Consider the following 24,816-nt stretch of genomic DNA (forward strand, 5'->3'; position numbering starts at 1 on the left):
CGAAATCGGCCACCAGCCTGTCGGAGATCGCAATCAGGTGCGCCGGAGGGGCCGCCCGATGTCGAAATCCGTCACATCGCCCGCCCGCTGCGTTTGACCGCCTGCACCACCATGTTGGTTTCCAGGGCGGCCGCGTCCGCCACCCACGGCGCGGTGGTGATGTAGTCGTAGAGCACCGACTCGTCGGGCGCGGCGATGTTGGCGACCACCTGGTACTCGCCCGCCGTGCCGGCGGCGTACCGCACGTACGGCATCTCGAGCATCCCCCGCACGAGCGGTTCGATCCGGTTGCGCTGAGTCTTGATGAACAGCATCGCCTCGGCACGCAGCCCGAACAAGACCGGATCCACCACCACCCGGAGGCTGATCGCACCCTCGGCGAGCAGCGACTGGACGCGTCGCCGGGCCGTCGCCTCGGACACGCCCGCGGTCCGGGCGAGCGCCGTGGTGCCCACCCGCCCGTTCTGCATCAGCTCGCGGATGATCGTCCGGTCGACGGGATCCCGGGTGCCGCGTTCCAGGTCCGTGAGGAATGTCGCCGGAGGCGACACCCCGCCGATCGCTTCCTTCTCGGCGGGGGTCAGCACCCCGGCCTCCCATTCGCGGACCGTGCGGAAGTACCGCAGCACGGGGTCGGTCCAGCTTCGGACCACGCCCATCGTCGCGGGCAGTTCGTCCATGACGAGCTTCGGGAGGCGGTCCCGGGACACGTGGATCTCGGCCACACAATCGGCGGTGCCGGTGAGGATGTACACGAAGATGCAGTCGCTGCGCTGGGCGAGGGCGCTCGCCGCCACTCGCACCGTTCCCGGCGAGCACTGGAGGCGGACGATCGCGGTGCCGCCGCTGTTCGCGACGGCGGTGACGGCCACCCGGCCGGACTCGAGGAGCGCGATGCCGTGCCGGGTGACGTTCCGCTCGGGTTCGCCGAGCGCCTGGGCGATGCGGCTCCAGGAGCACCGCCCATCGACCTGGAGGGCGGCGACGATCCGCTGATCGAGCGAGAACCTGCGTTCGGTCATTGCAGCCGCCTGCCCTCCATGCAACGTGTGCATGCGATGTTAGGCCAGTCGATGGTGGCGAGAATCCAGATCCTGTTCGCAGCTGATATCGCGCCCGGGCATCGTGTTCGAAACCGCTGGTCTGCAACAGAACACGCCACACGCCAGAACCGCAGACGAACACTCTCGATCACCAAAGGTTAGGCTAACCGTATATGGTCGAGGCGGGGCGGCACGCATCGCCGCGCACCACAGTTATCCGCTACGAAAGGGGATCGCAGATGCAGTCGACGGCCATTGCCGAGTCCGCAGAGACTTCGGCGGACCTCCCGCCGGGCGCGCCGTTCGTTCTCTCCCGCCCGCACGGCACTGTGATCGCCGACGGCATCCGCACCGGTTACGACTCCGCCCGCGACGCCGCCGCCGCCCTGCGGAACGGCACCTCGACGTCGGTGGTCGGCGCGCTCGCCTTCGACCCGTCACATCCCGCCGCGCTGATCGCACCACAGGCGCTGCGTCATCACCCGGGAAGCTGGACCCCTCGCCTGCAGGCCCTTCCGCGCGTGCGCGCCGGTGAGTCGATTCCCCCGGAGGACGAGCACATTTCCCGGGTCGCCGCCGCCATTCACGTGCTGCGGGAACCCGATGCCACACTGCACAAGGTGGTACTCGCCCGATCGGTCGTCCTGCACGCCGACGAACCGCTGCATCCGCACGCACTGCTCGCGCAGCTCGTGGCGAACGACCTCGGCGGCAACGGCTTCAGCGTCGATCTGAGTGCCGCAGGCACCGGCTGGTCGGGACGGCACCTCGTCGGCTCGAGTCCCGAGGTGCTCATCCGCCGCCGCGGCAACACCGTGACCTGCCATCCTCTCGCCGGATCCGCTCCCCGGCACACCGATCCCGAGATCGACCGGCTGACCGCCGAAAACCTTGCGTCGTCGGAGAAGAACCTGCGTGAACACGCCCTCGTCGTCGAGGCGCTGCGAGCGAGCCTCGAACCGTTCTGCACCGAACTCGACATCCCGGACAGGCCCACCCTCACCAGCACACCGCAACTGTGGCATCTCGGCACGCCCGTGTCGGGACGGCTGCGGGACCGCTCGGTGACCGCACTGGACCTCGCCTTCGCCGTGCACCCGACCCCGGCCGTGTGCGGCACCCCCACCGACGCGGCGCGTGCGCTGATCGGCGCACTCGAGGGCGACCGCGGCTTCTACGCCGGCGCCGTGGGCTGGGCCGACGCCGACGGAGACGGCGAATGGATGGTCACCATCCGGTGCGCGCAGATCGACACCGACCGCACCACCGTCACGGCGTACGCCGGCGGCGGCATCGTCGCCGCATCCGAACCGGACGACGAACTCGCCGAGACCACAACCAAACTGGGCACCGTCCTCGCCGCACTGGGGCTCCCCCGATGAGCGGCACCACACTGGTCGTCGGGGCGGCCCAGGGCATCGGGCGGGCAACGGCCGTCACCCTGTCGCGGTCCGGTCACCGCCTGGTACTGCTCGATCGTGACGCCGACGGCCTCGCCGCCACCGCGGCACTGCTCGACACCCCGCCGCTCGGTACCGCCGTCACCGACATCCGCGACACCGACGCCGTCACCGACACCGTCCGCCGGATCGAGGACGAGCACGGTCCCATCACCGCACTCGCACACGTGGCGGGTGTGCTCGAGACCGGATCGGTGCTCGACGCCGACCCCGAGAGCTGGCAGCGCGTGTTCGACGTCAACGTCACCGGCCTCGTCAACGTGCTGCGGGCGGTCGGCACCGGAATGCGCGAGCGTGCAGCCGGTTCCATCGTCGTGGTCGGCTCCAACGCCGCGGGCGTCCCCCGCACCGGCATGGGCGCGTACGGCGCGTCCAAGGCCGCCGTGTCGATGATCGTCCGGGTACTCGGCCTCGAGCTGGCCGAATACGGGATCCGCGCCAACATCGTCGCCCCCGGCTCGACGGACACCGCGATGCAGCGGTCGCTGTGGGCGGACCCCGCCGACGACACCGGCGCGCGCGGGGCGATCGACGGCGACCTGGGCACGTTCAAGGTCGGAATCCCGCTGGGCCGCATCGCCGACGCCGCCGACATCGCGGACTCCGTCGAGTTCCTCCTGTCGGAGCGGGCGCGTCACATCACCATGCAGGCGCTCTACGTCGACGGCGGCGCTACCCTCCGAGCCTGACGCCCCGAACAGCCATGCCCGTGAAAGGACTTTCGATGAGCACGAGCGTTCGCGCTCCCCTGGAGATCACCGTCGGTTACCCCGCCGACCTCGCCGCACGCTACCGTGACGCCGGGTACTGGACGGACGAGACGTTCCAGCAGTTCCTGGGCGCCCGCGCCGAGCAATTCGGGGACGCGATCGCCGTGACCGGGCCGGACGCGTCCGGGGTCGACATTGCCCTCACCTACCGGGAACTGTCCGACCGCGCCGACCGGCTCACCGCCGGGCTGCAGTCGTCGGGGGTGCAGCCCGGCGACCGGGTGGTGGTGCAACTGCCGAACATCGTCGAGTACGTCGAGGTGATCTTCGCGGTCTTCCGGCTCGGCGCACTGCCGGTGTTCGCGCTCCCCGCGCACCGCGCCCAGGAGATCTCCTACTTCTGCAGCTTCACCGACGCCGCGGCCTACGTCGTCACCGATACGCACGCCGGATTCGACTACCGCACCCTCGCCCGCGACGTGGTGTCCTCGGCCGAGAATCCGCCCCGGATCATCGTGGCCGGGGACGCAGAGGAGTTCACGTCACTCGACGAACTCCGGGCGGCGGAACCGATGTCGGACTGGCCGGCGGTGGGTCCGGAATCGGTGGCGTTCCTGCAGCTCTCGGGCGGAACCACCGGGGTGTCGAAGCTGATCCCGCGCACCCACACCGACTACCTGTACTCGGTGCGCGAGTCGGACCGCATCTGCGGCGTCGACGAGAGCACGCGCATGCTCGTCGTTCTGCCTGCGGCGCACAATTTTCCGATGAGCTCACCGGGCATCCTCGGCGTGCTGCACGCCGGTGGTCGCGTGGTGCTCGCGCCGGATCCGAGTCCCGACACCGCGTTCGCGCTCATCGAGAAGGAGGGCGTCACGATTACGTCGCTGGTGCCGCCGCTCGCGTTGGCGTGGCTGGCCGCCAGTGGTCGCACGGAACGCGACCTCTCGAGCCTCGAGGTGCTACAGGTGGGCGGTGCCAAGTTCAGCGCCGAGGCCGCGAAGCGGGTCCGTCCCGAACTCGGGTGCACGCTGCAGCAGGTCTTCGGGATGGCGGAGGGCCTGGTCAACTACACCCGCCTCGACGACCCGGAAGACACGATCGTCACCACCCAGGGCAGACCGATCAGCCCCGACGACGAGGTCCGGGTCGTCGATGACCGGGGCGAGCCCGTCCCGAACGGCACGTCCGGTCATCTGCTCACCCGCGGCCCGTACACCGTCCGCGGGTATTACCAGGCTCCCGAACACAATTCGACGGCGTTCACCGAGGACGGCTTCTACCGCACCGGCGACATCGTCCGGCTCACGGACGACGGCTACCTCGTCGTCGAGGGCCGCGCGAAGGATCAGATCAACCGCGGCGGCGAGAAGGTGGCCGCGGAAGAGGTCGAGAACCATCTGCTCGCACACCCCGCCGTCGCCGACGTCGCGGTGGTGTCGATGCCCGATCCGTATCTCGGCGAGCGCAGTTGCGCGTTCGTCGTGGTCCAGGGCGAGCAGCCGAAGGCGGTCGAACTCAAGAAGTTCGTCCGCGGCCGCGGACTCGCCGAGTACAAGGTGCCGGACAAGGTGGTGTTCGTCGACGAGTTCCCCGTCACCGGCGTCGGCAAGATCAGCAAGTCCGACCTGCGCCGGGCACTGGAGAAGACGTTCGTGACTTCGTAACCCGACCCCGCTATCGGGACAGTCTCCCCAGCAGCGCGGACGCGACGGCGATCCCGAGCACCGCGGCCGCCACGAGCACCCCGAAGTCCAGCCAGTAGTTCGTTGGCTGGCCGATCAGCAGCCCCCTGAGTGCGGACACCTCGTAACTCAGGGGGTTCACGCGGCTGATCGCCTGGACCCACCCCGGCATCAATTCCACCGGGTACAGCGCGTTCGACGCGAAGAACAGCGGCATCGTGATCGCCTGCCCGATCCCCATCAGCCGGTCGCGTTTGAGCACCACCCCGGCGATGGCCACCGACAGGCACGAGAAGAACGCCGCTCCCAGCACCACGACCGCGACGACACCTAGAAGTCGCACCGGATTCCACGTCATTCCGACGCCGAGCAGCGCCGCCACGACCACGACGACCACGGCCTGGGCCACTGCGCGAACACCGGCCGCGAACGCCTTGCCCGTCACGAGAGCCGCTCGCGGAGTGGGAGTCACGAGCAGTTTGGTCAGGACCCCGGCGTCGCGTTCCCAGATGATCTGGATGCCGTAGAAGATCGCGACGAAGAGCGCCGACTGGGCGATGATGCCCGGCGCCAGATAGTCCAGGTAGGGGACGTCGCCGGTCGGGATCGCGCGAATGCGGCTGAACGTCTCCCCGAAGATGACGAGCCACAGGATCGGCTGGATCACCCGGGTCACCAACTCGGTGCGGTCGTGGCGGAGCTTCTGCACTTCGACCAGACAGAACGTGACGATCCGCGACAACAACCGGAGCACACCCCGGGTCGGCGGTTCAGCCCATACGGCGGGCAGTGCGGCGGGCGCTGCGGACATCCCGGAGCCCTCCCTTCTCGTCGGCGGTGAGACTGTCACCGGTGAAGTGGCGGAAGACGTCGTCGAGCGTCGCGTCCGGCCCCAGTTCGGCGACGAGTCCCGATGGGGAACCGACCGCCCGCAGTTCGCCGCGGTGCATCAACGCGACCCGATCACACAGTGCCTCGGCCTCTTCCATGTAGTGGGTGGTGAGCAGGACCGTCATCCCGTACTGCTTCTGCATCTCGGTGACGCGGGTCCACACCGAATCCCGTGCGACCGGATCGAGCCCGACCGTCGGTTCGTCGAGCACCAGCAACGACGGCCGGTTGACCAACGCCTGCGCGAGTTCGAGACGCCGGACCATGCCGCCCGAGAAACTCGACGCCACCCGATCGGCGACATCGGCGAGGTCGACCATCTCCAGCACCTCGTCCACCCGGCGCCTGCGTTCGGACCGGGGTACGTCGTAGAGGCGGGCGAACCAGGACACGTTCTCACGGGCGGTGAGCGCGCCTTCGATCGACAACTGTTGCGGCACATACCCGAGCAGCCGTCGAACGGCCATGGCCTGGGTGCGCACGTCGTACCCGAAGATGCTCACGTCGCCGCCCTGCAGTGGGAGAAGCGTGTTGAGCAGTCGGATCGTGGTGGTCTTCCCCGCCCCGTTGGGGCCGAGAAGGCCGAAGCACTCCCCCGCCTCGATCACGAGACTCAGGTCCTTCACCGCGGCGTAGTCCCCGAACGAGTAGGTCACGTGCGACAGTTCCAACGCGCCGCCTGTCGGCCGCAGTCGTGCGGCGGTCTGCGCCCTCCGAAACATCATCTGACGACCTCCTGATCGCTCGGCCCCGCCTGGTCCGGGTGGAGTGCTCCGGCGAGGCGGGTGATGGCGGGTATGGCGGATTCGATGGCCTTCCTGTCCTCGGCACTCAGCCCGTCGAATGCGGCGGCGACCTCGATGTTGCGGCGGTCGCGCCAACGCTCGACCTGTGCCCGAGCGTCGTCGGTGAGCGCCAGGCGGGCGACGCGGCGGTCGGACTCGTCCCGCACCCGTTCGACCAGCCCGGCGTCGGTCAGTTGCCGCACGAGGGTGGAGACCGTGTTCGCCGCGAGTCCCAGAGCCGCCGCGGCCTCCGCTACGGACGTGCCGGGCCTGCGGCGGAGCAGACGGACCAACTCCACCTGTGACCCCGTCAACGGGGTCTCCGGCCACGGCCGCCCGACCCGACGGCGCGTGTGCCGGCGCAGCAATCCGATTGCGGCGAAGAGCTGTTCGGCAGGCGACTCGTTCTGTGCCATGAAAACAATATAGCTCTGTTTCAGAGGTATTACGAGGGCGGCTACGCTCGGGCATGCAAAAGCGATTCGGATGATCGAGGTGACGAGGAGACGTCTGCATGTGCCTGGTCCTGTTCGCCTGGCATACCCGCCCCGATCTCCCCCTCGTCGTCGCGGCCAACCGCGACGAGTTCTACGCCCGCCCCACCGAACCGCTGAGCAGGTGGGACGACGGGTTCCTCGCGGGCCGCGACCTGCTCGCAGGCGGCACCTGGATGGGAATTGCCGACTCCCTGCGATTCGCGGCCGTCACCAACGTCCGGGGCGGCGCCCCCTCGACCGGGGCACGGTCCCGCGGCGCCCTGCCCGTCGACTACCTCCGCGGCCGACTGTCCCCCGCCGACTACGCCGAACAGGTGGCCGCGACCGGCGTCGAGTACGGCAGTTTCAACCTGCTCGTCGGCGACCCCACGGAACTGCGGTGGGCCACCAACCGGCCCCACGGCAGGCAGCAGCGGGTGGAACCCGGCGTCCACGGCCTCTCCAACGCCGAACTCGACACGCCGTGGCCGAAGGTGACCGGCGGCAAGCAGGCGTTCGCCGCCGCGCTAGACGCCGATGACGGCAGCCCCGATGCCGACCCGGGGACGTACTTCGACGTGCTCGCCGACAGCGACCCCGCACCGTGGGACTCACTGCCCGACACGGGCATCGAACCCGAACTCGAACGCGCCCTGTCGTCCCGGTTCATTCACTACGGCGACTACGGGACGCGGGCGTCGACACTGCTGCGGGTCCGGCCGGACGGCACCTTCGACATCACCGAACGACGGTTCAACGAGAACGGCCCCACCGGCGAGGTCCGCTTCCCCGCACGTGAGTGACAAAGTGTGCTCCCGCACGCTTTGCCACTCACGTCAGGCGAGGGAGGAACGGATGACGCCCGCCGTCTGATCGAGCGCGATCCGGCTCGGCGACTTCGGCATTCCGCGCAGCCCGAACCCGTCACCGGCCGTCCGGGGAACGACGTGCAGGTGGACGTGGAAGACCTCCTGGCCGGCGGCGATCCCGTCGGCCAGGAACAGGTTGACGCCCTGGGCCCGCATCGGCCCGTGACGCAGTGCGGTCGCGATGCGCTGTCCCACCGCGAACACCGCCGCGCCGTCGCCCGGGTCGAGGTCGGCGAGCCCGCTCGCGTGCCGCTTCGGGACCACCAGCAGGTGTCCGGACGTCCACGGCCGGATGTCCATGAACGCCATCACGTCGTCGTCCTCGTGCACGACGCTGGCGTCGGATCGGCCCGACACGATCTCGCAGAAAATGCAGTTCACGGGGTAGGCACCTCCGGTGCTTGTGCGTGGTTGACGAGTGCCTGCACTCGTTAACCACGCACGGGCGGCGAAGCCGCCTACAGGATCGGGGACGGCTGGTACGCGGCCGCCTCGGGGTCGGCGTCGACGAGCTTCTGCACCTGCGCGACGACCGTGGCGACCTGCGCCTCGGCGGCACCGATGAACGCCTTCTTGTCGGCAAGGGCCTCGTCGAGGGCGGCCCGGTCGAGGGGCAGGCGGTCGTCGGCGGCCAGGCGGTCGAGGAGGTCGGGTTCCCTGCCCTCCTCGCGCATCGCCAGCGCGACGGCGACGGCGTGTTCCTTGATGACCTCGTGCGCCGTCTCCCGGCCAACTCCTGCCCGCACCAGAGCCATCAGGACCTTGGTCGTGGCGAGGAACGGCAGGTACCGGGTGAGTTCCTTCTCGATGACGGCGGGGTAGGCGCCGAATTCGGCGAGCACCGTCAGGAACGTCTCGATCAGTCCGTCGATCGCGAAGAATGCGTCCGGCAGCGCGACGCGGCGCACCACCGAGCAGAACACGTCGCCCTCGTTCCACTGCGCGCCCGCGAGCTCGGCGGCCATGGACGCGTATCCGCGCAGCACGACCTGCAGTCCGTTGACGCGCTCGCAGGAACGGGTGTTCATCTTGTGCGGCATCGCGGACGACCCGACCTGGCCGGGCTGGAACCCCTCGGTGACCAGTTCGTGGCCGGCCATCAGGCGGATGGTGTGCGCGAACGACGACGGCCCGGCCGCTACCTGCACCAGCGCGGACAGCACGTCGTGGTCCAGCGACCGCGGGTACACCTGGCCGACGCTCGTGAACACGTGGGAGAAGCCGAGGTGCTCGGCGACCTTCTGCTCCAGCGCCTCCAGCTTGGACGCGTCACCGTCGAGGAGGTCGAGCATGTCCTGCGCGGTGCCCATGGGTCCCTTGATGCCGCGCAGCGGGTAGCGGTCGATCAGCTCGCGCAGCCGGGTGAGCGCGACGAGCAGTTCGTCGGCGGCCGACGCGAACCGCTTGCCCAGCGTGGTGGCCTGCGCCGCGACGTTGTGCGACCGGCCTGCCATGACGAGGCTGCCGTACTCGGCGGCCCGCTCGGCCAGCCGGGCCGCGACCGCGACACCGTGCGCGTGGACGTGCTCGAGCGACCGCAGGATCTGCAACTGCTCGACGTTCTCGGTGAGGTCGCGGCTGGTCAGACCCTTGTGAACCTGCTCGTGCCCGGCGAGCGCGTTGAACTCCTCGATGCGGGCCTTCACGTCGTGGCGCGTGACGCGCTCACGGTCGGCGATGGAGTCGAGGTCCACCTGCTCGAGCACCCGCTCGTAGTCGGCGAGCGCCTCGGCAGGCACGTCGATCCCGAGTTCCGCCTGGGCACGCAGCACGGCGAGCCACAGCTGACGCTCGAGGACGATCTTGTGCTCGGGCGACCACAACTCGACGAGTTCGGGGCTGGCGTAACGGTTGGCAAGGACGTTCGGGATGCGGCTCACGAGTCCTCAGTTTACGGCGGTGCTACAGCTCGACGTGGTCCGGCCGGTCCAGGGCGGGCGCGACGACGTCGACGACGTCGAGCAGCATGGCCCGGGCGAGGGCCCGCAGGTCGGGGTCGTGTTCGCCGAGCGCGGTCACCAGGGCTCCGTCGACGACGGCGACGAGCCGCCGTAGTTGCTCCTGCCGGACGTCGCGGTCGGAGCGTCGCAGGGCCTCGGTGAGTATGTCGTCGAGTTGCGCGCGCAACCGCAACTGCACCTCGCGCAGTTCGGGGCGACGCGCGCAGGCCGTGAACCGCTCGTACCGGGAGATCAGCCTCTCGCGGCAGTCCTCACTGATCAGGGCCGGTCCGACGAGTAGGTCGAGGAGGAGGTCGACGGTGGATTCGCGGCCGCGCCGCCGGTGCGTGACGTCGTCGACGCGGCTGCGCATGACCGCGAGATCGCGGTTGCCGTTGCATTCGACGGCCTTCGCGATCAGGTCGTCCAGCGACTCGAAATAGTAGGTGGTCGACGCGAGCGGAAGGTCGGCGCGGGTGGCCACCGAGCGGTGCCGGACCGCGTCGAATCCGCCCTCGAGCAACAGATCGGCGGCAGCCTCGACCAGCGCCTGTCGGCGCCGTTCGCCCTTCGGAGTTGCCGCAGATGACACCAATTCATCCTGCCAGCCGCGGGTGCCGCACCAGGGCAAATTGGACGACAGACCGTGAAGTATGTGGGCGGTGGAGCCCGCCCGCGTAGCGTCGGAACCATGCGGGTGTCGGTGCGGATGCCGGCCCTGGGATGTGCGGCGACGGCGCCGATGGCCCTCGTGTCGGCGTGCGGCTCCGCACCGGATCCGGAGACGTCGTCCGCGGCCGCGTACACCGCCGCGGCGTGCCCGTCCCGAACGTCCCCGGGGTGCCGCGACTGGACCTCGGACCCGACTTCAGCTGCGGAACCCTGACCGTGCCGGAGGACCGATAGCGTCCGGGCGGACGACGGATCGAACTGGCCGTGACGGTCGGCTTTCTCGAGAAGCCGGCCGGCAGCTACGACACGAGAGCCTCGCGCGAGTACAGATGCCGGCCTTCACGACCGGATGAGATTCAGGGGCCGACCGGCGAGGCGACGGAGCCGCAGGGCGATCGTCACCAGCGCCGGGAACGTCACGGCGAGAAGCGTGAATCGCTGGAGAAGTCCGGCGACGGCGTGCAGTGGGGCACCCTCCGGCATCGCGAACCGGCCCAGCATCACAAAGCATCCCAATCCGAGCACCCCGGCGACCGCGGTGTACCGCGCCAGGTCACGCCACCGCGGATCGGCGGCGAACCGGCGCGACAGCACCACCAGGGCCAGGGCACTGCAGGAGAAGAACGTCACCCCCGAGATCACATGATGGCCCGGGTCGTAGGCCACCCCGGCCTGATCCTCACGCAACGGGAACACGGCGGCGAGGGTCAGCCCGACCGCTGCCGTGCCGAGCAGGGCCGGTCCCGCCCAGCCGAAGCACGTCGCCGCGATGCCGCGGTGCAGTCCGGCCACGAAGATCAGCAGTAGCGCAGCGAAAGCCAGGAAGTTCAGCTGCTGGATCCACCCACTCGGGTCCGCCTCGAGAGCGCTGATCGGGTCGGCGATCGGGCTGTAGTCGTCCCGGAGGAATGTCTCCTGGGCGACGAACCCCGCGGTGAACAGCAGCGGTCCCGCTGCGCCCGCACGGGCGGCCCACCGCTGGAAGTCGGAGCGCGGCACGAGAACTGACGTGGTGACCATGCCTTCGACGCTAAAGCCAGGTCACCACCCGGGCATCGGCAGATTCACCCATCCCGCCCGGGCGGAACATGGGTCGTTCTACCCACTGCGGTCAGTTGTCGGGAAGGACGGCTCCGGTCGACGCGTCCACGTTCACGTCGTAATCCCAGCCCTTGGTGTCGCGGATGTGAATGTGCCACACCGTCATACCGTCCCGCTCCTGTTGCTCGGCGTTCGCGACCGTGCCACCCGGGACGGTCGCGACAGCGATCTGTTCCGCCTGCTGCTGGGTGACCGCCCCGCCGGCGGGGGGCGCGGGTGCGGGTGTCGCGGTGGTCTCCCTGTTCTGACTGTCGGGCACCACCGCGCCAGTCGCCGCGTCGACATTCACGTCGTAGTCGTAGCCCCGTGTGTCGCGGATGTGGACGTGCCACACCGTCTTACCGTCTCGCTGTTGTTCCTCGGAGTTCGCGACCGTGCCACCCGGGACCGTCGCGACAGCGATCTGCTCCGCCTGCTGCTTGGTGACCGCCGACGCCACCGCGGTGCCCGTAGTCGTCGGCGCTGCAGTCGTGGCCGTGGCCGACGCCGTGGCACTGGCAGATGTCGACGAGGTGTCGCTGCTGTCGGAACCGCACCCGCCCAGCAGCAGCGCGGAGGCCGCGACAACCGGGATCAGGCTCGCACATCGCACAATTCTGGTGGTCATCGTGGCTCCTCGATCGCTCGACGGCGTGGACCTGCCTGTCAGAGTACGGGAGCGACAACCGACCTCGCGGTAGTTTTCACTTCGGAGCACAGAGCTGTGTCAGCCCGTCACCACGCCCGGCACGACCGCCTGCCGAGGCCCCGCCGGGCCAGCACGAGCCAGACGATGGGCAGGAAGACGAGCGGGGGGACGCGGACCAGGGCGACCCACAGGATCGCGGCGAGCACGGCCACCACGAACACGAGCGTCCGCAGCGCGGCCGCCTCCCGTCCCGGATCACGTCGCACACGATCGGGCTCGGGCACGAAGCGCTGCTTGTCCGGAAGGTCCGCGAACAGCGGCGTGAGGTCGGCGGCAGTCTTGGCGAGGTACGCCTGGCGGACCCTCGCGTCGAACTCGTCGGTCTCGAGCCGTCCGGCTGCGAAATGTTCGGCGAGTGCCGCCGCGGCTTGCTCCCGTTCCACGGTCCCGATGCGGACTCCGCCGGGAACGGGTGGCTGTGGATGACTGATGTCGCTCATGTCGTCGCCTCAGGGCCGGTGTGTAACACTGTAATCCTAGCCACAGTGTAGGCCTTCTACTCCTGGTCGCGCCCGTGGAAACCTTCCCGGCGCTGCTCCTCGGCACGTTCCCGGCATCGCCGCACGAACTCGGCTTCCTCCGGGTCGGCGGGCAGCTGATCACCCGGGTCCTTCTGCGGCCGTCCGACGACGAGCCACAACACCGACCCGATGAGCGGAAGCAGCAGCACGATCACCAGCCAGCCCTCCTTCGAGAGGTTCCGGAACTGGTCGTCGTCGGTGGTGATGGCGTCGGCGAAGCACAGGACCCACAACACGAATGCGAACAACGCGACGTACAGCATCGCCGTTCTCCTTGCCTGGCACGCCCGAACACGCAGTGCGCCCAAGTCCATCGAACAACTGCTGCGGCGGCGCCGCAAGAGCCGTGGCCGGGAAACTCCGCCTACAGCCAGCGACCCAGTCGCACCAGCGATTCCCGGACCTCGGCGGTGGACCCGGCGAACGACAGCCGGACCGTCCGGTCGCCGTGGACGGTGTCGAAATCGATGCCCGGGGCCAGCGCCAGACCGGTGTCCTGCAGCAGTCGCGAACACCATTCCGTCGACGTCGCGCCGTGGGATCCGCCGAGCAGGTGCCCGATGTCGGCGTACACGTAGAACGCGCCGTCGGCGGGCGCCAGGTCGGTGATACCCAGTTCCGGGAGTCCGGTGAGCAACAGCTCCCGGTTGACGGCGTAGCGCTGGACGTGGCCGTCGAGCTCGACCCTCGACTCCTCGGTGAACGCGGCGATCGCCGCATACTGGGAGATTGCGGGCGGGCACACCGTCATGTTCGACGCGAGCCGTTGCAACGGGCGACGCAGCCCCTCGGGGACCAGCATCCAGCCCAGCCGCCAGCCCGTCATCGAGAAGTACTTGGACACCGACCCGACGACGACGGATTCGCGCGACGTCTCCCACGAGCTGGTCATCGCCTGCTCGCCGTATCCGATGCCGTGATAGATCTCGTCGGAGATCAGCAGCGTCCCGTGGTCGTCGCACCAGCGGGCGAGCGCGGCCAGTTCGTCGGGGTCGATGACGGTGCCCGTGGGGTTGGCGGGGCTCGCGACGATCAGTCCGGCCGGCGGCTCGGGCAGAGCCTCGAGCATCGCGACCGTCGGTTGGAACCGGGTGTCCGCTCCGCAGTCGATCTCGATGACGGTACAGCCGAGCGCGGCGAGCGTGTTCCGGTAGGCCGGGTAGCCGGGGCGGGCCACCAAGACGGTGTCGCCGACGTCGAACGCGGCGAGGAACAGCAGCGTGAACGCACCCGAGGATCCGGTGGTCACGACGACGTCCTCGGCGTCGACGTCGATGCCGGACTTGGCGGAGTGGTATCCGGCGATCGCCTCCCGCAACGGCAGAATGCCGAACGTCTCCGTGTAGCCGAGAAGGTGTCCGTCGAGCACTTCCCGCGTCGCGCGGAGAACCGGCTGCGGAGCGGGAGTGGACGGCTGCCCCGCCGCGAGCGTCAGCACGTCACCGTGAGTGCGCTGACGTTCGGTGGCCGCCTTCCACACGTCCATCACGTGGAAGGTCTGGATGTTGGACCGCTGGGATTCGGGACGCACCCCTTGACGCTAGCGTGACGCGCTCACTGCCCCGCCAACGCGTCCCGCTGCGACTCCACCGTCTCCCGGATCGCCCCCACCACCGCCGCGACCTCCGGTCGGCGCAACGACTCGGGGCGCGCCACGAGCCAGTACGCCAGCGTGGCCTCGACCTGCCCGGGCAGCACCCGCACGAGGTCGTCGTGGCGGTCGGCCATGAAGCACGGCAGCAATCCGATACCCGCCGACGCCCGGGTGGCCTCGACGTGCACGAACACGTTGGTCGACGTCACCGATTCGCGCATCGAGACGGTGAGGCGGCGCGCGAGGTCGAGTTCGTCGACCTGCAGCATCGAGTCGATGAAGTAGACGAGTGAATGATCGGCCAGATCACCCACCTGTCTGGGGGTGCCGTGCGCGGACAGGTACGACTTCGCGCCGTACAGGCCGAGGGTGTAGTCGGCCAGCCACAGCGCCTCCGCCCTGTGTACCTGCGGCTTGCCCACGACGATCTCGATGTCGAGGCCCGAGCGATGTTGCGAGGCCCGGCGGGTGATCGCGACGATCTCCACGGACACCTCGGGGTGCCTGCTGCGGATCAGTGCGCCGGCGGGTGCCGCGATGTAGGCGCTGAACCCGTCGGTCGCCGACACCCGGACCACGCCCTTCAGGTGGTCGGCGCGACCGGGTTCGGCGACGAGTCCGTGGACGGCGGCCTCCACACGCTCGGCCGCGGTCAAGGCCTGCCGCCCGAGGTCGGTGAGTTCCCACCCGCCCGCGGCCTTCACCAGCACCCGGCCGCCGAGGCTTTTCTCCAGACTCGCGATCCGACGCGAGATGGTCGTGTGGTTGACACCCAGGTCGTCGGCGGCGGTGTTGAAGCGGCCGGTGCGCCCCACTGCCAGCAGTACGAGCAGGTCGTCGGCGCTGGGCAGGGCTGTTCCGGAGGTCACTTCTGCATATTTGCACATACCGACTGCAGGTTGCGTCATTGTGTGCGCACAAATATGCATCAATACTCGGCAGGACCAACGAACTGTGTCCCCAGTCACAACGGGGTGCGGAGTGTAACGAGGAGCGACAGATGAACGTCGACGAAACATCGCACGTGAAGGAAGCCCCGCCGTCCGGGCTGAAGAAGGTTGTCGGCGCATCGATGGCCGGCACCGTCGTCGAGTGGTACGAGTTCTTCCTATACGGGACCGCGGCGACGCTGGTGTTCAGCAAGGTGTTCTTCGCCGCCGGCGGCAACGAACTCGACGCGATCATCGCGGCGTTCGTGACCTACGCCGTCGGCTTCGTTGCCCGGCCTCTCGGCGGCATCGTCTTCGGTCACTTCGGCGACAAGTTCGGCCGCAAGCAACTGCTCCAGTTCAGCCTGCTCCTCGTCGGCGCGGCCACGTTCCTGATGGGCTGCCTACCCACGTACAACCAGATCGGGTACTGGGCCCCTGCCCTGCTCGTCACTCTCCGCTTCATCCAGGGATTCGCCGTCGGCGGCGAGTGGGGTGGCGCCGTGCTGCTGGTCGCCGAGCACAGCCCGAACCGCTCCCGCGGCTTCTGGTCGTCGTGGCCGCAGGCCGGCGTGCCTGCGGGCAACCTCGTCGCGACCGTCGTCCTGCTGATCCTGACGACGACGCTGTCCGATGCGGCGTTCCTCAGCTGGGGCTGGCGCGTGGCGTTCTGGCTGTCGGCCGTGATCGTCCTCGTCGGCTACTACATCCGCACGAAGGTCACCGACGCCCCGATCTTCATCCAGGCGCAGAAGGAAGCGGAACACATCAAGGAGACGTCGTTCAGCGTCTTCGAGGTGCTCAAGCGCTACCCCCGCGGCGTGCTGACGGCGATGGGCCTGCGTTTCGGTGAGAACGTCATGTACTACCTGGTGGTCACGTTCTCGATCACCTACCTCAAGGTGGTCGTCCACACGGACACCGCGCAGATCCTCTGGTGGATGCTGATCGCGCACGCCGTGCACTTCGCGGTGATCCCGCTCGTCGGGCGACTCTCCGACACCATCGGCCGACGCCCCGTCTACATGATCGGCGCGGTGACCGCGGGCACGTGGGGCTTCTTCGCCTTCCCGATGATGAACAGCGGGCACAACGCCGTCATCCTCGGAGCGATCATCATCGGCCTGGTGTTCCACGCCTTCATGTACGCCGGTCAGCCCGCGATCATGGCCGAGATGTTCCCGACCCGCATGCGGTACTCGGGTGTCTCCCTCGGCTACCAGGTGACGTCGATCGTGGCCGGTTCGCTGGCGCCGATCATCGCCGCCAGCCTGCTCAGCAAGTACGACTCGTCCGTTCCGATTGCGATCTACCTGGCGATCGCGTGCCTCGTCACCGTCGTCGCCGTGATCGTCGCCCGGGAGACCAAGGGCATCTCGCTCGAATCGATCGACGAGGCGGACGCCCAGATCCTGGCGGACGAGAAGGCTGCCGGCGCGAAGGACGGGGTCCCCGCATGACCGAGCAGAACCTGACCGGACGCACCGCGCTCGTCACCGGCGGCGCCAGCGGGATCGGCGCGGCCTGCGCCCGGACGCTCGCCGCATGCGGAGCCCACGTCACGGTCGCCGACCTCGACGACGTGGCCGCCAAGAGTCTCGCCGACGAGATCGACGGAACCGCGTGGCACGTCGATCTCCTCGACACCGATCCGCTCACCGAACTGCGGCTCGAGACCGACATCCTCGTCAACAACGCCGGGATCCAAACCATCAGTCCCATCGAGGAATTCCGCCCCGAGGACTTCCGGCGCATCCAGACCCTGATGGTCGAGGCACCGTTCCTGCTGATCCGTGCCGCGCTGCCGCACATGTATTCCACGGGATTCGGGCGCATTATCAACGTCTCGTCCGTGCACGGGCTCCGCGCATCGGCGTTCAAAGCCGCATACGTCACCGCCAAGCACGGACTCGAGGGACTGTCGAAGGTGACGGCGCTCGAGGGCGGTCCGCACGGCGTCACCAGCAACTGCGTCAATCCCGGCTACGTGCTGACACCGTTGGTGCAGAAGCAGATCGCGGATCAGGCACAGGTGCACGGCATCAGCGAGGCCGACGTGATCGAAAAGGTGATGCTCACCGAGAGCGCGATCAAGCGACTGGTGGAACCGTCGGAGGTGGCGTCCCTCGTCGCGTGGCTCGCATCCGCCGACGCAGGCATGGTCACCGGCGCCTCCTACACGATCGACGGAGGATGGACCGCCCGCTGACGTGACAAGAAAGGCGTGCACCCCCGGATCTTCCGGGGGTGCACGCCTGTCAGTCGTCGGAGTGCCTCGACCTCAGGGAATGGCGATGCGTCCCTCGACAGCGGCCAGTCCGATGTCCTTGCGGAAGTGGCTTCCCGGCAGCTTGATCGCGGAGATCTTGGAGTACGCATCCGCGCGCGCCGCGTCGAGGTCGGCTCCGACTCCGACCACGCTGAGCACGCGTCCGCCGGCGGAGACCACCTGATCGTCGACGAGCTTCGTGCCTGCGTGGAGGACGCCGTCACCGTCGGCGCCGGTGATCACGTCACCGGTGCGCGGGGTGGCCGGGTAGTGCTCGGCCGCGACCACGACGGTCACCGCCGAGCCGTCCTGCCATTCGAGCGGCGCGACCTGATCGAGCGTTCCGGTGGCCGCGGCGTTCAGCAGTTCGCCGAGCGGGCTCTTCAGCAGCGCGAGGACCGCCTGCGTCTCGGGGTCGCCGAAGCGGCAGTTGAACTCGACCACGGCGGGGCCGTCCTTGCCGATCGCCAGACCGGCATACAGCAGGCCGCTGAAGGCGCTGCCCCGGGCGACGAGCTCGGCCGCGACCGGCTTCACGACGTCGTCGACGATCTGGGTCACGGTCTGCTCGGGCAGCCACGGCAGCGGCGTGTAGGCGCCCATGCCGCCGGTGTTGGGTCCGGTGTCGCCGTCGCCGACGCGCTTATGGTCCTGGGCAGGCAGCAGCGGCACGACGGTCTCGCCGTCGACGACGCAGAACAGCGACACCTCGGGACCGTCGAGGAAGGATTCGAGGAGAACGGGGTGACCGTTCTCGAGCAGTTCGGCCGCGTGATCGCGGGCGGCGTCCCGATCGGTGGTGACCACGACACCCTTGCCTGCCGCGAGGCCGTCGTCCTTGACCACCCAGTTGGGCCCGAAGCGGTCGAGCGCCTCGTCCAGCTTGGCGGGCGAGTCGACGATCTCGCTGTGCGCGGTCTTCACACCGGCGGCGGCCATGACGTCCTTGGCGAACGCCTTGGAACCCTCGATGCGCGCGGCGTCGGCCGACGGGCCGAAGCAGGCGATGCCTGCCGCGCGGACGGCGTCTGCGACACCCAGCACCAGCGGGACCTCGGGCCCCACCACGACGAGGTCGGCGTCGAGCTTCTTCGCGAGGGCGGCCACCGCCTCCCCGGATGCGATGTCGACGGGGTGCTGCTCGGCGATCTTGCCGATCCCGGCGTTGCCGGGCGCGCACATCAGGGCACTGACACCCGGATCGCGAGCGAGGGCGAGAAGGAGGGCATGTTCACGGGCTCCGGAGCCGATAACGAGTACGCGCACGGGTGTCAGCCTACGGGCCGCGCCGAACGGGACGTTCGGAGCGTGCGGTCTCGACAGTCCTACCGGTTCGCGTTACCGTACTTCTATAATTCCGCAATTCCGAATTATCGAATTTCCACAGGTGGAGGGATCTTCTCGATGACCAGGAAGCTGAGCGCCCTCACAGCAGCGAACACCGACGGCGGCGCCCACCCGAAGGCCCTGCAGCGGCTCGGCGTCACCGAACCCGACGCCACCGTCACGCTCGAGCAGATGGTGACCGCGATGATCCAGGAGAGCGACAACGCCGTCCCCGACTATCTGCGCGACCGACTCGGCGACGCCGCCCTCGCCGACGCCGCCGCGCAGGGCGGCTGGGACGACCTCGAGGTCCCGACCCTGCTGGGCTCGACCATCGCCCTCCTCGATCCGGCGATGTCGCGGGATGCCCGGTGGGACGCCGCCCAGCGCTACGCACACGACGGCGCCTACCGTGAACTGGTGATGCGGATGTCGCCCGGCGACGACTTCCCGGCGGTCACGGCCGGGGTGCAGGAGTCCGGGGTGAAGGGCAGGGCCGCGGGCCTCGCCTCACTGCACCGCGCGATCGCGAGCGGCGAATTCGGACCCGGCTCCCACGTCGCACGCCGAACACTCGAATGGCAGCCCGCCCCGCCCGGGCTGGACGGGCTGGGTTTCAAGGGCGGCAACCTTCCCGGAGTGGTCACCGAGGCGATGACCGATCCCGACACGACGTCGCAGCTAAGTTGTGCCGTGTGAACGACGAGTACGACGCCCGGCTCGCCGACCTCGAGGCACGCGTCCACGCCCTCGAATCGGCCCGGCCCGCCGAAACCCCGACACCCGACGTCGGCGAGAGCATCGGGCAGATCGGGTATCAGGGCACCGTCGACCTGGGCGGCGAGATCCAATGGACGATCCGCTACGACGCCGGCGCCACCCTCGACCTGTCACCCACCGCCGTGTCGAACGTGCTCGCCGCCCTGGGACATCCGACCCGCCTCGAGATCGTCCGCACCCTGCTGCGCGGTCCCGCCGGCGCGGCCGAGCTGCAGACCGCGGTCGGGCTGTCCTCGCCCGGTCAGCTCTACCACCACCTGCGCGCCCTCGGCGGGGCACGCATCGTCGAACAGGAGTCGAGGAACCACTACCGCATCGCGGCAGCGAAAGTGGTGCCATTGCTGGTCATCACCCTCGCCGCCGCGGATGTCGGGGAGCACCCCCTGTGAGTACTTATTAACCGCCCGCGGTTAATAAGTACTCACAGGCGACAGCACGGCCTTCGGAGATGGCGTGTGCGACCTTTCGCGGTACGAGAGCGTCGCCGATGACGTGCACGCGTGCGCTTTCCGGTGCGAGCTGCGACCAGTCGCGCGGGCGCCGCTCACCGGCCACGACCACCCGATCGACGTCGAGGCGCGTCCTTTCTCCCGACAGCGTGTTCTCGAACTCGACCGAGCCGTCGGTGACCGCGACGAGCGACGACAGCACGCGCACGTCGACCGGTTCGCCCGACAGCCGACGCAGGTACTGCACCCGGCCCTCCGCGGGAAGACCCGACGCGAAGGCCGCGGCGGGCGTCAGAACCGTGACGCGGTCGGCACCCGCGGCAAGCGCCGCTTCGACCGTGCTCGCTGCGGGCCAGAGCCCGAATCCGTCGTCGACCACCACGACGTGGCCGGCGCCGCGAAGAGCGCCTCCCGCACCGAGCAGCGCCTGAGAGGTGAGCACGGACGACGTTCCCGCCAATCCCTGGGGAAGTTCTTCCACGGCACCGACGGCCAGGACTACGTCGTCGAAGTCCGCCAGGTCGTCGGCATTGACGTTGTGCGCCAGACGGATTGCCACCTTCGGCATGTTGTCGGCGTAGTAGTCGAGGAGGCGACGCCAGCCGCTGCGATGCGGCGCGTCTGCCGCTGTCGCAAGCTGGCCTCCGATTCGCTCTCGTTGTTCGAAGAGTGTGACGTCGTGGTCGGGCCCGAGCCGCATCGCGCACTCGAGCCCGGCGGGGCCTGCACCGACGACGGCGATCCGTCTCCGCACTCGCGACCCGCGCGTGGGCCCCAGCGTCAGCGGGTACGCGGGACGTGCGGAATGACCCGGCGGCGCGAGGTCGGGATTGACCGAGCACAGTAGGACGGGGTCGAACGCCCGGCAGTCCTCGTTGCAGGACACGCACGGGCGGATCGACGCCTCGCGGCCGGTCAGTATCTTCCGCGGGAAGTTCGGGTCGGCGATCAGCGGTCGTGCCACACCGACGAGGTCGGCTCCCGATTGCAGTGCACTTTCGATGGACGCACCGGTCCGGAACGACTGTGACACGAGCAGCGGGGTCACTGCGGCGGCGCGTAATTGTCCGACCGACTCGAGCAGCGGCGGGTCGGTTACGGCCATGTCCCGGACGTAGGTGGTGCGTACGCCGACCGTGACGTTGACGTAGTCGAAATCGGAGAGGTGCGGTAGTACGTCGCAGAGACCGTCCATGCTCAGGCCGGCCTCGTCGCCGCCGTCGGAAGAGACGCGGACTCCGAGTACGACGCCGGGGCAGGCGTCGCGGACCGTTGAGGCGATGCGGTCGAGGATCCGCACACGCTGCGCACCCGTCGCAGCGTCTCGTCCGAGGTTCGTGTTCGGGGAGAGGAATTGCGCAAGTAGATATCCGTGGGCTGCATGCAGTTCGACGACCGGGAAGCCGGCCGACCACGCGTGGACCGCGGATGTGCGGAATGCGTCGACGATCGCGTCGACGTCGGCGCCCGAGAGGGCGCGCGGTCGCGTCGGTTCGCGGGGCGAGCGGACAGCGGACGGCGCGACGGGGTGACTCCACATCTCGGCGCCCAGAGTTTCGCGTCCGAGGTGCACCAGCTGGCAGGCCGCGATGGCTCCTTCCTCGGTGATCGCCCGCGCCCGAGCCTCCAGTCCCGCGAGGGCTTCGGGACGCCAGGCCTCGGTGATGTTGCCGTTGCGATTGGTCGAACCGGGCGACACCACCGTGCCGCCGACGATGAGCATCGCGGCACCGCCGGCCGCGCAGCGCCGCCAGTAGTCGTCGTCGCCGCGCGAGGGGATGCCGCCGGCGACGGCGCCTGACGCGTGCGGCGTACCGACGAGCCGGTTTGCCAACCGAAGCGAACCGAGCTGCAGCGGCCGCGCTGCACGTGGAGTCGTCACACGGACCTCCTAAGTGAACTGGATTCACTTCACATTATCAGGTGATTGACATCACAGGACGATTTCCTTAGATTCAAACTGATATCAGTTCAATTAGCGAGGAGCAACATGTCGTTCGTTCTCGTCCATGGCGCAGGAATGGGCGCCTCGTGCTGGGCGCCCCTCCTCCCCTTACTCGAAGGTGACACTCTCGCAGTCGATCTCCCGGGACGGGGACAACGGCGCTCAGTCGACCCGCGGTCCGTCACCCTCGACGACTGTGCCGCCGCCGTCATCGACGATGTGGAGGCGGCGAACCTCGAGGACATAGTCCTCGTCGCACACTCTTTCGCGGGAGTGACGGCCCCTCGGGTCATGCAGGCACTCGCACACCGACTACGGCACGTCGTCTTCCTGTCCGCCGTCGTCCCGCCCGACGGGACGCGAGTGATCGACCAGATCGACCCGGGCGTCCGCGCCGCGGTGGAAGCCTCGATAGAAGGTGGTGTGTACCGCCAGGATCCGATGGGCGCCGCCGCGATGCTCTGCAACGACATGGACGCGGAACAGACCGACTGGATGATCGACCGGTTGGTCGACGATTGCGGCGCGCTACTCACAGAGCGCGTCGACCTGTCCGGTCTCCGCGCCGATATACCGCGTACATACGTACGTTTGACCAAGGACACCTGCTATCCACCCGAACTCCAGGAAAGATCGGCTGCCCTCGTCGGCGGCGACACCGCATTCCTCGAATCCGGCCACATGGCCATGGTCACGATTCCCGATCGCGTTGCCGCGCTGCTCAACGGTGTCGCGCCGTAGGCCTCATCCGACTCCTCCATCCGTCACCGAACACACGGGTTCGCATTCGTCGAACCGATACCGGAAGGGCTTTCATGCCATGAGAAGTATGCCGATAAAGCTGATGGCCGTCGCAGTGGTCACCGCTTTCGCCTCCGCCGCTTGTGGATCCGGCGGTTCCGGTTCCACCGGTCCCGTGTCCGGCACGTGGGACGACGTCGTCGCCGCAGCCAAGGGCGAAGGCAGTGTCCTGCTGTACTCGAGCCAGAACCCCGCCAATCTCGAAGCTCTCAAAGTGGCGTTCGAGCAGGAGTATCCCGAGATCTCCCTCGAATACGTCCGGGGCACCGACGCCGACATCAACCCGAAGGTCGAGGTCGAGAATCAGACGAAGCGGGGTACGGCTGATGTGCACATGATGACCGACGCCGCCTGGATCGAGACTGCCGCCGCGTCGGGCACCTACTCGACCGATCTCGTCGGCCCGGCATTCGATGCGCCAGAGTACCAACCGCAGAAGAGCATCATTTCCGACAAGTTCTTCCTGACCAGCGCGGCGGTGTTCGCTCTCGGCTGGAACACGACAGCACTTCCGGGAGGTCTGCAGAAGCCGGCAGACCTCCTCGACCCGGCGTTGAAGGGCAAGATCGGAATCGTCAACCCGTCCGGCATCGCCTCGTACGTCGACTTCTACCGATTCTTCGAGAAAAACTTCGGCGCCGACTATCTCCAGAAGCTCGCGGAGCTGAAGCCGCGAATCTACCCGAGTTCACTGGGGATCGCGCAGGCCTTGACCTCGGGCGAGATCGTCGCAACCCCTGTGGTGCAACCGCTGGTGCGAGAAAAGGAATCGGGAGCACCGGTGGACTGGGCACTGCCCTCGCCCCCGTGGGGAACCCCGTGGTTCACGCACGCACTGTCCGCGGCGCCGCACCCGAATGCCGCACAGGTGCTGGCGAACTTCATGGTCACCCCCGCCGGCCAGAAGGCGTTGTCACTCGGTTACGCGAGCGCACTCCCCGGCATCGAAGGAAGCGTCGCACAGGCCCAGGACATCGCGCTGCCCAACCCGTCCGACCTGACACCCGAATCGCTCACCGAATACCAGTCCGATTGGGAAAAGAGATTCATCCAGTGACGACCGACGACGCGCGACTGCGCGACACCTGCGCTCTCGTCACCGGTGCCGCACGAGGGATAGGTGCCGCGACCGCAGAACTCTTCCACGCCCACGGCGCCACGGTCTACCTCGGCGACGTCGACGACGAACTGGGAGAAAGTGTCGCGGCGAAAATCGGTGCGCGCGCGCACTACCGGCACCTCGACGTCACCGACGAATCTCAGTGGACGCGCGTCACCACCGAGATGGCGGATCGCGGGCATCCGATGCGTGTTCTCGTCAACTCCGCGGGCGCCGCATCCAAAGCGCCCATCATGCAGACGTCGCTCGCCGACCTACGACGCATGATCGACCTCAACCTCGTGGGGACTTTCCTCGGCTTGCAAGCCGCAGGCGCCGCCATGACCACGGGCGGGTCCGTCGTCAACCTGTCCTCACTGCGTGGCGTCCTCGCGACGGCCGAGCTCGGCGCATACGGCGCGTCGAAGTTCGGCGTTCGCGCCCTGACCCGAGTCGCGGCGTTGGAGTTCGCGGAATCGAATATCCGGGTCAACGCCGTGTGCCCGGGCAGCATCGAGACGGCAATCACCGCCGGCGCCGACTTCGGCGACGACGACATGGACGCGTATGTGAAAAGCATTCCGCTGCAACGCCGAGGTCTACCGCTCGAGGTGGCGAAAGCCATCCTGTTCCTCGCGTGCGAGGACAGCAGTTACATCACGGGCTCCGATCTCATGATCGACGGCGGAACCTCCGCGGGCGCCAGGACTCCGAAGCGCCCGACGCAATCATGAGATGAACTGAATTCACTTTTTTCCGACAAACCACTCGCAACCAAGCAGG

General features: G+C 68.4%; 27 protein-coding genes. 12 read left to right on the forward strand and 15 right to left on the reverse strand.

Features of this window, described 5'->3' with window-relative positions; genetic code table 11:
* Positions 1-71 precede the first annotated feature (71 nt).
* Positions 72-1,022, reverse strand: coding sequence for an Lrp/AsnC family transcriptional regulator (locus JVH1_RS12280; RefSeq protein WP_009477863.1), 951 nt, complete (start codon positions 1,020-1,022; stop codon positions 72-74).
* 260 nt (positions 1,023-1,282) lie between these two features.
* On the opposite strand from JVH1_RS12280, the gene JVH1_RS12285 reads away from it, so the two are divergent.
* The 3 genes from JVH1_RS12285 to JVH1_RS12295 are packed head-to-tail and all read left to right on the forward strand — an operon-like array spanning position 1,283 to position 4,880.
* On the forward strand, positions 1,283-2,425 hold the full coding sequence (locus tag JVH1_RS12285) for an isochorismate synthase MenF (RefSeq protein ID WP_009477862.1): 1,143 nt from the start codon (positions 1,283-1,285) through the stop codon (positions 2,423-2,425).
* Positions 2,422-3,192 carry a 2,3-dihydro-2,3-dihydroxybenzoate dehydrogenase gene (locus tag JVH1_RS12290; RefSeq protein ID WP_009477861.1) on the forward strand — a complete coding sequence of 257 codons (771 nt, stop codon included), beginning with the start codon at positions 2,422-2,424 and terminating at the stop codon, positions 3,190-3,192. Before JVH1_RS12285 ends, JVH1_RS12290 begins: the two co-directional genes overlap by 4 nt.
* Before the next feature lie 35 nt (positions 3,193-3,227).
* Complete coding sequence (locus JVH1_RS12295) at positions 3,228-4,880, forward strand: (2,3-dihydroxybenzoyl)adenylate synthase (RefSeq protein WP_009477860.1); 1,653 nt, start codon at positions 3,228-3,230, stop codon at positions 4,878-4,880.
* Positions 4,881-4,890: 10 nt separating this feature from the next.
* Here JVH1_RS12295 and JVH1_RS12300 read toward each other — a convergent pair whose 3' ends face one another.
* Genes JVH1_RS12300 through JVH1_RS12310 form a run of 3 tightly spaced genes read right to left on the reverse strand, consistent with a single transcriptional unit; the run spans position 4,891 to position 6,990 of the window.
* The gene (locus tag JVH1_RS12300; RefSeq protein WP_009477859.1) at positions 4,891-5,709 is read right to left on the reverse strand and encodes an ABC transporter permease; all 819 of its coding nucleotides are present in this window, start codon (positions 5,707-5,709) and stop codon (positions 4,891-4,893) included.
* Entirely contained in the window at positions 5,669-6,514 is an 846-nt protein-coding gene (locus JVH1_RS12305) for an ABC transporter ATP-binding protein (protein ID WP_009477858.1), read from the reverse strand. The genes JVH1_RS12300 and JVH1_RS12305 overlap by 41 nt, the downstream gene beginning before the upstream one ends.
* Positions 6,511-6,990 (reverse strand): MarR family winged helix-turn-helix transcriptional regulator, encoded by a 480-nt coding sequence (locus JVH1_RS12310; RefSeq protein ID WP_009477857.1) that lies wholly within the window; start codon positions 6,988-6,990, stop codon positions 6,511-6,513. The genes JVH1_RS12305 and JVH1_RS12310 overlap by 4 nt, the downstream gene beginning before the upstream one ends.
* Before the next feature lie 98 nt (positions 6,991-7,088).
* Between JVH1_RS12310 and JVH1_RS12315 the strand changes: the two genes are divergently transcribed.
* On the forward strand, positions 7,089-7,853 hold the full coding sequence (locus tag JVH1_RS12315; protein ID WP_009477856.1) for an NRDE family protein: 765 nt from the start codon (positions 7,089-7,091) through the stop codon (positions 7,851-7,853).
* Positions 7,854-7,886: 33 nt separating this feature from the next.
* Here the strand turns inward: JVH1_RS12315 and JVH1_RS12320 are convergent, their stop codons facing one another.
* The 3 genes from JVH1_RS12320 to JVH1_RS12330 all read right to left on the reverse strand — a co-directional run bounded on the left by JVH1_RS12320 (position 7,887) and on the right by JVH1_RS12330 (position 10,451).
* Positions 7,887-8,300: an HIT family protein gene (locus JVH1_RS12320; protein ID WP_009477855.1), complete on the reverse strand. Its 414-nt coding sequence runs from the start codon at positions 8,298-8,300 to the stop codon at positions 7,887-7,889.
* A gap of 77 nt (positions 8,301-8,377) precedes the next feature.
* Positions 8,378-9,799 (reverse strand): adenylosuccinate lyase, encoded by a 1,422-nt coding sequence (purB, locus tag JVH1_RS12325; RefSeq protein WP_009477854.1) that lies wholly within the window; start codon positions 9,797-9,799, stop codon positions 8,378-8,380.
* 22 nt (positions 9,800-9,821) lie between these two features.
* Positions 9,822-10,451, reverse strand: coding sequence for a TetR/AcrR family transcriptional regulator (locus JVH1_RS12330; protein WP_009477853.1), 630 nt, complete (start codon positions 10,449-10,451; stop codon positions 9,822-9,824).
* Between the two features lie 99 nt (positions 10,452-10,550).
* On the opposite strand from JVH1_RS12330, the gene JVH1_RS12335 reads away from it, so the two are divergent.
* The gene (locus tag JVH1_RS12335; RefSeq protein WP_157174050.1) at positions 10,551-10,745 is read left to right on the forward strand and encodes a hypothetical protein; all 195 of its coding nucleotides are present in this window, start codon (positions 10,551-10,553) and stop codon (positions 10,743-10,745) included.
* Between the two features lie 125 nt (positions 10,746-10,870).
* On the opposite strand, the gene JVH1_RS12340 is transcribed toward JVH1_RS12335, so the two are convergent.
* The 6 genes from JVH1_RS12340 to JVH1_RS12365 form a co-directional block, all read right to left on the reverse strand.
* Positions 10,871-11,551: a DUF998 domain-containing protein gene (locus JVH1_RS12340; protein ID WP_009477851.1), complete on the reverse strand. Its 681-nt coding sequence runs from the start codon at positions 11,549-11,551 to the stop codon at positions 10,871-10,873.
* A 91-nt stretch (positions 11,552-11,642) separates the two neighbouring features.
* Positions 11,643-12,239, reverse strand: a complete 597-nt coding sequence (locus tag JVH1_RS12345) for a PepSY domain-containing protein (RefSeq protein WP_009477850.1) — start codon at positions 12,237-12,239, stop codon at positions 11,643-11,645.
* Between the two features lie 107 nt (positions 12,240-12,346).
* Positions 12,347-12,760: a DUF1707 domain-containing protein gene (locus JVH1_RS12350; RefSeq protein WP_009477849.1), complete on the reverse strand. Its 414-nt coding sequence runs from the start codon at positions 12,758-12,760 to the stop codon at positions 12,347-12,349.
* A 56-nt stretch (positions 12,761-12,816) separates the two neighbouring features.
* Positions 12,817-13,104 carry a PLDc N-terminal domain-containing protein gene (locus tag JVH1_RS12355; protein WP_009477848.1) on the reverse strand — a complete coding sequence of 96 codons (288 nt, stop codon included), beginning with the start codon at positions 13,102-13,104 and terminating at the stop codon, positions 12,817-12,819.
* A gap of 101 nt (positions 13,105-13,205) precedes the next feature.
* Positions 13,206-14,372, reverse strand: coding sequence for a pyridoxal phosphate-dependent aminotransferase (locus tag JVH1_RS12360; protein ID WP_009477847.1), 1,167 nt, complete (start codon positions 14,370-14,372; stop codon positions 13,206-13,208).
* 23 nt (positions 14,373-14,395) lie between these two features.
* Complete coding sequence (locus JVH1_RS12365) at positions 14,396-15,322, reverse strand: LysR family transcriptional regulator (protein WP_037197681.1); 927 nt, start codon at positions 15,320-15,322, stop codon at positions 14,396-14,398.
* Between the two features lie 113 nt (positions 15,323-15,435).
* Here JVH1_RS12365 and JVH1_RS12370 point away from each other — a divergent pair, with 113 nt between their 5' ends.
* Positions 15,436-16,824, forward strand: a complete 1,389-nt coding sequence (locus tag JVH1_RS12370; RefSeq protein ID WP_009477845.1) for an MFS transporter — start codon at positions 15,436-15,438, stop codon at positions 16,822-16,824.
* Complete coding sequence (locus JVH1_RS12375) at positions 16,821-17,573, forward strand: 3-hydroxybutyrate dehydrogenase (protein WP_009477844.1); 753 nt, start codon at positions 16,821-16,823, stop codon at positions 17,571-17,573. The genes JVH1_RS12370 and JVH1_RS12375 overlap by 4 nt, the downstream gene beginning before the upstream one ends.
* A 72-nt stretch (positions 17,574-17,645) precedes the next feature.
* Here the strand turns inward: JVH1_RS12375 and purD are convergent, their stop codons facing one another.
* On the reverse strand, positions 17,646-18,899 hold the full coding sequence (gene purD, locus JVH1_RS12380) for a phosphoribosylamine--glycine ligase (RefSeq protein WP_009477843.1): 1,254 nt from the start codon (positions 18,897-18,899) through the stop codon (positions 17,646-17,648).
* Positions 18,900-19,037: 138 nt separating this feature from the next.
* Here purD and JVH1_RS12385 point away from each other — a divergent pair, with 138 nt between their 5' ends.
* Together JVH1_RS12385 and JVH1_RS12390 are read left to right on the forward strand one after the other, a co-directional pair.
* A complete protein-coding gene (locus JVH1_RS12385) occupies positions 19,038-19,658 on the forward strand; it encodes a serine hydrolase (protein ID WP_009477842.1) in 621 nt (206 codons plus the stop codon).
* Positions 19,655-20,128, forward strand: coding sequence for a helix-turn-helix transcriptional regulator (locus JVH1_RS12390; RefSeq protein ID WP_009477841.1), 474 nt, complete (start codon positions 19,655-19,657; stop codon positions 20,126-20,128). Before JVH1_RS12385 ends, JVH1_RS12390 begins: the two co-directional genes overlap by 4 nt.
* 7 nt (positions 20,129-20,135) lie before the next feature.
* Here JVH1_RS12390 and JVH1_RS12395 read toward each other — a convergent pair whose 3' ends face one another.
* A complete protein-coding gene (locus JVH1_RS12395) occupies positions 20,136-22,070 on the reverse strand; it encodes an FAD-dependent oxidoreductase (RefSeq protein ID WP_009477840.1) in 1,935 nt (644 codons plus the stop codon).
* 108 nt (positions 22,071-22,178) lie between these two features.
* Here JVH1_RS12395 and JVH1_RS12400 point away from each other — a divergent pair, with 108 nt between their 5' ends.
* The 3 genes from JVH1_RS12400 to JVH1_RS12410 all read left to right on the forward strand — a co-directional run bounded on the left by JVH1_RS12400 (position 22,179) and on the right by JVH1_RS12410 (position 24,767).
* The gene (locus tag JVH1_RS12400) at positions 22,179-22,874 is read left to right on the forward strand and encodes an alpha/beta fold hydrolase (RefSeq protein ID WP_009477839.1); all 696 of its coding nucleotides are present in this window, start codon (positions 22,179-22,181) and stop codon (positions 22,872-22,874) included.
* A 79-nt stretch (positions 22,875-22,953) separates the two neighbouring features.
* Positions 22,954-23,991: an ABC transporter substrate-binding protein gene (locus JVH1_RS12405; RefSeq protein ID WP_011597092.1), complete on the forward strand. Its 1,038-nt coding sequence runs from the start codon at positions 22,954-22,956 to the stop codon at positions 23,989-23,991.
* A complete protein-coding gene (locus tag JVH1_RS12410; RefSeq protein ID WP_009477837.1) occupies positions 23,988-24,767 on the forward strand; it encodes an SDR family NAD(P)-dependent oxidoreductase in 780 nt (259 codons plus the stop codon). The genes JVH1_RS12405 and JVH1_RS12410 overlap by 4 nt, the downstream gene beginning before the upstream one ends.
* Positions 24,768-24,816: the final 49 nt, after the last annotated feature.

This window comes from Rhodococcus sp. JVH1 (assembly GCF_000280725.2).
Lineage (GTDB): Bacteria > Actinomycetota > Actinomycetes > Mycobacteriales > Mycobacteriaceae > Rhodococcus_F > Rhodococcus_F jostii_A.